The sequence below is a fragment of the Syntrophobacterales bacterium genome, assembly GCA_019429105.1.
In the GTDB taxonomy this organism is placed as follows: domain Bacteria; phylum Desulfobacterota; class Syntrophia; order Syntrophales; family UBA5619; genus DYTH01.
Map to the genome: position 1 here is coordinate 1 of JAHYJE010000069.1, position 7,175 is coordinate 7,175.

Below are 7,175 nucleotides of genomic sequence, written 5' to 3' on the forward strand. Positions count from 1 at the left end.
GTATCGAATCACGGCACTGTTATCTACCCCCACCTTCGTTGCAAGGGAAACAATCGCAGCCTGCTGTTGTGTCGAAAGCGGCTTTACCTGGCCCGATTTCGGCGGCTCCTGCTTCGGCGGCTCAAAGGTAATTAGGGTCAGAGTCATATTTCTCCCGGGAGAAATATGACTCTGACCCTAATTATCTTTGCCGCATCAACACGCGGGAGCATTTCACGGTGTTGGGAATCCGTCGCCGGCCCTTTCGGATTGGATAAAATCGCCCAACGGGTTAGCTTGGCGATGAGGCGTGAACCGCCAAGGCATAGCTGGTGCTTCGCCCTCCGCCCGGCTCCTTCACCAGAACCCCGCGCTTCACCAGAGCATCGATATCTCGAAAGGCAGTATCCTGCGAGCATTTGGCGAGCTTGGCCCATTTGGAAGAGGTCAGCTTGCCTTCGAAACCATCGAAGATCCGATTGAGGACCAGCCGCTGCCGCTCATTGAAGGGTTTCTTGGCTTGAGACTCCCAGAAACGGGCCTGCTCGAAGATGCCGGCCCGAACCACTTCCGCGCCATCGATGGCGCGATCCAGACAACCCAGGAACCATTCCAGCCAAGACGTGATGTCCAGGCCGCCCTGCTGGGACCTTTCCAGCACCTCGTAATAGGCGTTTCGCTCCAGGCGGATATGCGCCGACATGCTGTAAAAACGCTGGTGGCTGTTCTCCGAGCGCGCCAGGGCCATATCGGCAATCGCCCGGGCAATCCGGCCATTGCCGTCCTCAAAGGGGTGGATCGTCACAAACCAAAAATGGGCCAGGCCTGCCGCCATAACCAGATCGATCGCCGGGGGTTCGTTAAACCACTTCAAGAATGCATCCATCTCCCCAAGTACCCGCTGGGCCTCCGGGGCCTGATAGTGGACCTTCTCCCTGCCGATCGAACCGGACACCACCTGCATGGGCTCGGATTGAACGTCACGCCAACGGCCGACCGCGATCTTGGTCATCCCGCTGCGGCCAGTGGGAAAGAGGGCCGCATGCCATCCAAAGAGCCGCTCCTTGGTCAAGGGATCGGCATAATGTCCCGTGGCGTCGAGCATCATCTCCACCACCCCCTCGACATGGCGGTCCACCGCCACGAGGCCCCCGACGTCGAGCCCCAACCGCCGGGCGATGGAGGAGCGCACCTGGTCCCGGTCTAACTTTTCACCTTCGATCTCGTTGGACTTGAGCACATCCTCGGTCAGCGTCTGAAGCACCGCCTCATTGCGGAGCGAAAAGCCCAAGCCTTCCATCCGCCCGATGAGGCGCCCCTGCCGATGACGGACGCCGGCGAGGGGCCCGGCCAGCCGCTCGGCATCCCAGGTCATCTTAGGCCATCCTTTTCTCTGGTAGATGTAGTCCATAATCTTCAACACCCTTGGAGGACATTATGCCGCAGATTCTCCGCAGAGGCAAGCATAATGTCCGCATATTTTGCGGATATTATGGTCGTTATTCTCCGCATCGAGCGACCTCTATGATTTCGTGAGTGAATAAGTTTTTCCTCACTCATTTCTGAATGCTTCCAAGCAACTCATCAGCAATATTCGGATTTTCTAATCGCATGATGCTCTCTTCCGAACGGCCGAAGCTCAAGAGGTTGATGCTCCCATACCAAACGATTTTCTGATCGAAGATCGCAAATTTCTGATGAATGTTCGATTTGAACATTACATTGATACCGGCGGCGTGGAATAGGGACAGTGTTTCTTCCAGAGATGCCCGGTCTTTCTCCCGAAAATCGGATGCCGGTCTTGTAACGACCACCACCGTGACATTTCGTTCCCGCGCGGCGACCAACAAGGGGAGCATCTGCGAAACGCGTCTTCGCGTGACGAAGGGGCTAACGATCAGGATTTCCCGAGCCACAGTCACGAGATCATTTTGGTAAACCGACAGGAATGTTGTGTTATCGAAAATAATGTCTATCGCTCCACCGGAAACGATTTCCGCTCTCGCTTTGTATCCGATCGCGGCATAACCGGTCAGCCGCCGGTGGTACATCTTCTCCAGCATGGGGACATGGACGTCAATGTAGTCATAGACCCGAACCTCCCGCTTGCCTTCATAGAGCCGATGAAGCCGGCCCGCGTACTGTTGGAGCGTTCCTTTCCAGGAGATTGGCATGGCCAGAAAAAGCGTATCCAGGCGGGGCTCGTCGAATCCCTCGCCGATATATCTCCCGGTGGCGATCAGCGTCAGGGGCCTGTCAGCCGGAGCGGTAGAGACCTTTGCCAACGTTTCCCGCGTCTCTTTCGCCCCTTTACCGCCGGTCAACGCAATCACGTCGGGGATCTGTTCTCGCAACTTCGCGGCCAGCAAGGCCACATGGGCGGTTCTCTCGGTAAGCACCAGGGCATTGCCGCCACTTCGAAAGCAACGGACAATGTCCTCGACAATCCGCTGATTTCTCGTTTCGTTCACGACGATGGCGGCGTAAAGTCGCTGGATCGACGGTTCCTTCCCTTCTTCTTCCAGTGGCGCCCTGAAACTGGTCAGTCGGGGAATGACATAATGGTTGAAGGGTCTCTTCTCCGCCTGCTTCCTGGCGTCAACCCGGTACCTGATCGGCCCGCAATGCATGAAGATGATCGGATGATGGCCATCCTGCCGCGTCGGGGTGGCTGTTAAGCCATACACGTATTTTGCGTGAACGCCCTTGAGAATCTGCTCAAAACTGAATGCCGGTACATGATGACACTCATCGACGATCACCATGCCGTAATTCTTGACCAACTCCTTGACCTCATCGCCGCTGTTCAAGGACTGCATAATCGCCACGTCAATGATGCCGCTCGGGCGGGACTTACCCGCCCCGATCTGGCCTATCAGGCTTTGCTTCTTTTTGCGCCCCCTTTTTTTCTCCAAGACGGGCAGCGCTTCATCGATCTCCAGAAACTCGGATAGTTTCGCCGTCCACTGAGAGAGAAGCTGCCTGCGGTGCGTCAAGACCAGTGTGCTGACTTTTCGTTCGGCGATCAGCTTCGCAGCGATGACAGTTTTGCCGAAGGCCGTGGTTGCCGAAAGAACGCCGATGTCGTGTTTCAGCATCTCTTCTGCCGCAGGGTTCTGCTCCTCTCTCAGGTTCCCGTTGAAGGCGACGCTGATGGGCCTTCCCAGACAAGTGTGATCCGACCATGCAGTCTTGACGTCGACTTCGTCAAGCAGATTCGCAACGTCCGCTTCACAGCCTCTGGGCAGGCACAGGTATGCCGTGGTCTCCTCCGAGCACGAGATAATCGGCGGCTTGCCATAGGTCGACATGCGCATCGCCTGGGCCTTGTAAAATTCCGGGTTTCTGAAGGCGGCCAACCTTTTGAGCGTGTTCAAACCTTGCTGTGAAATCCCTGCTTTTTCGATGTAAAGCATGTTCGCCTTGACCAGCCGAACCTCTTGCGGAAAATCGTTTCCGGACCACCGTATCCGTTTCGTCTCCCACGGTTTTTCGGTTTCTTCTTCGTCTTTTCGGAGCACTCCCAGTTCGCTTCCGGGACTTAACCTCGGGATCAATCCCATAATCTCGACTTCGGACAATTTTTCGATATTGGCCATGAATTCCCACTGGTCTTGACAGGGTTCGAAGTTCTCATTCAGAAAGACGCTGTGGCCTTGTTCCCTGGCCGCCTTCTGAAGCGGAAGGGCGATCAGGTTTCCGAAGCCGCCCTTCGGCAGGGTGTCCTGATTGGGAAAGAAGCGGTCATAGGATTTGAAAGTCACTTCATGTCTTCGGCTCATGGCGCAGGTCAGCAGGGCGAAGCCGAACCTCCGGGCCAGGCTCGCGGGGATCGGTTCTTCAAAGAAAAACCAGGCATGCGCCCCGCTTCCGGAACGGGAACGTTCCAGCGCCATGGGAACGCCGAAGGCGACGCAGACTTCCCTGAGCGTGGCGCAGTCTCGTTGCCAGCCCTCATCGTCAAAATCGATAGCCAGCAGATGGCACATCTCGTCCCGGCGCAGGGGGTAGATACCGGCGACGATATTTCCCCGCAAATGCGCCTCGATGACCTTTTCGTTCAAGATATCGTAAGTCTGATGTCGGCAGTCAAAACATTTGATCGCCGGTTTCCGGCAGATACCCGTTTTCCATTCGTTCCGGCAAACGGGCGCGTATCCCGCCCTCCCCTCCCGGTTCTGCCATCTCTTGGCATAGACATCCTCCCGTCCCTTGAACAGGGACATGAACAAGCGGATTTTCTCCTGAGGGTCGAGCCGGCAGAGGAATCCTGACGGGGTCTCCCTTCCCGGAAATCCTGTTGCCTCTATCGACAAGGCCGAAGGGCTGTTCAGCTCTTGCTGCGGAACCGGCGGCGTCTCGACCAGCCTTAACCTCGCCTTCAGGGTTTCGTTCTCTTCCTTTAAAACGAGGTTTTCGGAGAGTAATGCCTGGTATTTTTCAAGCAGTTCGTTGACGTTCACCACTACGGAATCCTTTGTGCATTCTCAGTGTCCATACCTTGGCCTCCATTTGCCAATTTGGTTTCCGTTCCGTATTTATATTCCTCAAATAATTAGAAGGCAATTTTTATGACTAAGATGCTCAAGGCAATATTTCTTGCCAATAGCATGACCGATGGAAGGCGTTGTCAGACACGACCAGCCATCCTGAAGAAGCAGCGCTCCACGTCCGCCTGCATGCAGGAGAGGCGCTTTTCCGCGATCTCCTATTGGTACTTCGGCCCATTGTACCGGTAGATATTGTAGCGTTTGCCCTTGTGAAGCCAGGAGACTTAATAATACTTTCTCTGCTTGTGGTAACAGATGCTGTCCTTCATGCAGAAATCACATCCCCCGGGGGGAAGTGTAAGACTGTATGTCGTAAAATTCAACATGATGAGGCAATTGCAAAACTCTCACATTCTGTCATTCCCGCAATGATTTTAAGCGGGAAAACGAAGTTTAATGTTCATAATCTGGTTCTAACTGCTTGAAAAACCGTATTCCCGATAGAAGCATTGTGTACATTAAGCTCCGCTTTCGGGAATGACAAATAGTTTTGCAATTGGCTCTGATGTTACCAATATCCAAGGGAACGTGAGGACCGTCTCCTATGATTCTTCACCGCTGCCGCGCTTCTAAGGCCAGAACCTCTTCCAGCGGAATCCTGACGCACACACCCAGTCTGAACACCTTGAGCTCCCCCATGTCGATGCGGCGGTAGATGGTCCGGTCGGAAACGGCAAAGTAGCGGGCCACCTCGTCGACGCGTAAGTAGCGCCGGATCGTGTAGATTTATAACACTTCGGAATCGGAAATCGAATGACATTCCAAGGGTCATACCTACCGGCGAGTTTGGCTGGAGTCAACATCGTTTAGACATTTTATTCACCCACTCCCCTGCCGCACCAGCCCCTGCTCATCCACAGCAAGAAGCCCCTGCTCGCGCAGTTGCCGTAAATCCCGCTGTTTGGACTTGTCGCCGAGCTTGGCATAAAGCGCCTCATACCAAGGGGCGCGGCGCAACTCCTCGATCCGCAAAGGTTTGCCCCGCTCCATCACCTGGGTCAGTATTACATATTGGCGCAGATTGATCTCTTTGGTGTCCCGCAGATTTTTGACCCTCGTTTCAAACAGCAGCAATCCCAACATGTCGTTTACCCGGTCATGGAGCCGATTGATGCCCGCCAGCATCCCCTCGAGATGGAAGAGGACAAAGGGCGTGTTGGAGAAGGCCGTTTTCTTTGCCGCCTCTTTGCGGCAGAGATTGAACAGTGCAAAATACTGGTCGATCCGCTCCAGGTAATAGCGGGCCATGGCGAAGGGGGCATAACGGAAGCCGGCGGTATGAAGCACCGTGGCTTCGAGCACCCGCCCCACACGGCCGTTGCCATCCCAGAAAGGATGGATCAATTCAAAATAGTAATGCATCAGCGGCGCCCGGATCAGAACCGGCGCCTCGGCCGCGCTCAACCGATCCTGCCAGAGGACGAGCTGATCGAGCAACAGCGCAATGTCCCCTCCGTACTGTGGCGGCTTGTAACGGCCGCCATGGGCGGCATCGCCCACGTGGGTCAAGATATTCTTGGGATTGCTCCGGAGCACGCCCGGTCGATTGTACTTGTGGGGGATCCCGTCGGTTATGGCGGCATGGATCTCCTTGATGAAATCGACGGACAGTCGCCAGCCAGGATCCTGCGCCGAATTCTGGGCGATGTCATAGGCGGTACGGATATTGACCGCCCGGCGCTGCTCTTCGGCCTGTACCTGCACCGGGTCGAGCGCGAGGGCATCCTTGGTTTGTTCCTCCGTCAGCGTCCCCCCTTCAATGGTGTTGGTGCTGAAGATGCTGCTCACCAGAACTTCCTGCTCCAAGCGTTTGGCCACCTGGGAAAGGGGGGAACTCATGAACCGTGCCCGGGCATCGACCACCCGTTGCAGGGGCAGCGCTGCCTCCCGCTGATCCACGCCGACCTGAAAGACAAAGGGTCCGAAGCGGGAGGTCTCAATCCGTGCGACCACCGGATCGGATACTGTTTTGTCCTTAATAGTGTCCATTAAAATGTCCTGCCTTTATATTAAGTATTTGCATATTAATACAGCATATTTTAAATCAATCAATAGATATTTCTCCTTAAATATGTCCGCAACCATTATCACAGACAAATCGTTTTCGGCAGGGCAAAGAACCAACCTTCAAAGAACCGATCCATCTTCTTGGTAATTAGGGTCAGAGTCATATTTCTCCAGGGAGAAATATGACTCTGACCCTAATTACCTCCTCAAGTTATTGTTGTCAGGAAAGAATGGATTTGAAACGATAAAGATGATATTATTGACCTATGAAAATCGAATGGGATCCGAAAAAGGCAACGGCCGAGTACAAACACGGCGAGGATAATTGGGGTCAGAGTCATATTTCTCCCTGGAGAAATATGACTCTGACCCCAATTATCCAAGGCATGACTTCAGAAAAAACCAAAGCGGAATTGCGCAATCTGGAGCTGGGTCAGCCGGCTGCACAGGAGGGGGGGATATTCGGGGCGATGATCGACCCCAATGATGCTGCTTTGGTATTGATTCCCGCGCCGTTCGATCTGACCACGTCGTACGGAAAGGGAACCATGGATGGCCCCTTGGCAATCAGCGCGGCAAGCGTCCAGCTTGATCTGTTCGATGTGCGCTGGGGAAGCGTATTCAAGGCGGGGATTGCCC

General features: G+C 54.6%; 6 protein-coding genes. 2 read left to right on the forward strand and 4 right to left on the reverse strand.

The features are described 5' to 3' along the window. Nucleotides 1–271: 271 nt before the first annotated feature. On the reverse strand, nucleotides 272–1,390 hold the full coding sequence (locus K0B01_14255; protein ID MBW6487303.1) for a Fic family protein: 1,119 nt from the start codon (nucleotides 1,388–1,390) through the stop codon (nucleotides 272–274). A gap of 145 nt (nucleotides 1,391–1,535) precedes the next feature. Continuing rightward, nucleotides 1,536–4,445 (reverse strand): DEAD/DEAH box helicase family protein, encoded by a 2,910-nt coding sequence (locus K0B01_14260; GenBank protein ID MBW6487304.1) that lies wholly within the window; start codon nucleotides 4,443–4,445, stop codon nucleotides 1,536–1,538. A 105-nt stretch (nucleotides 4,446–4,550) separates the two neighbouring features. Here K0B01_14260 and K0B01_14265 point away from each other — a divergent pair, with 105 nt between their 5' ends. After that, nucleotides 4,551–4,718, forward strand: coding sequence for a hypothetical protein (locus K0B01_14265; protein MBW6487305.1), 168 nt, complete (start codon nucleotides 4,551–4,553; stop codon nucleotides 4,716–4,718). Between the two features lie 363 nt (nucleotides 4,719–5,081). On the opposite strand, the gene K0B01_14270 is transcribed toward K0B01_14265, so the two are convergent. Continuing rightward, nucleotides 5,082–5,219 carry a helix-turn-helix domain-containing protein gene (locus K0B01_14270; protein MBW6487306.1) on the reverse strand — a complete coding sequence of 46 codons (138 nt, stop codon included), beginning with the start codon at nucleotides 5,217–5,219 and terminating at the stop codon, nucleotides 5,082–5,084. Nucleotides 5,220–5,348: 129 nt separating this feature from the next. Beyond that, nucleotides 5,349–6,518 carry a Fic family protein gene (locus tag K0B01_14275; GenBank protein MBW6487307.1) on the reverse strand — a complete coding sequence of 390 codons (1,170 nt, stop codon included), beginning with the start codon at nucleotides 6,516–6,518 and terminating at the stop codon, nucleotides 5,349–5,351. A 284-nt stretch (nucleotides 6,519–6,802) separates the two neighbouring features. Here K0B01_14275 and K0B01_14280 point away from each other — a divergent pair. Then, the coding region (locus K0B01_14280) for an arginase family protein (protein ID MBW6487308.1) at nucleotides 6,803–7,175 on the forward strand (373 nt) is incomplete at its 3' end.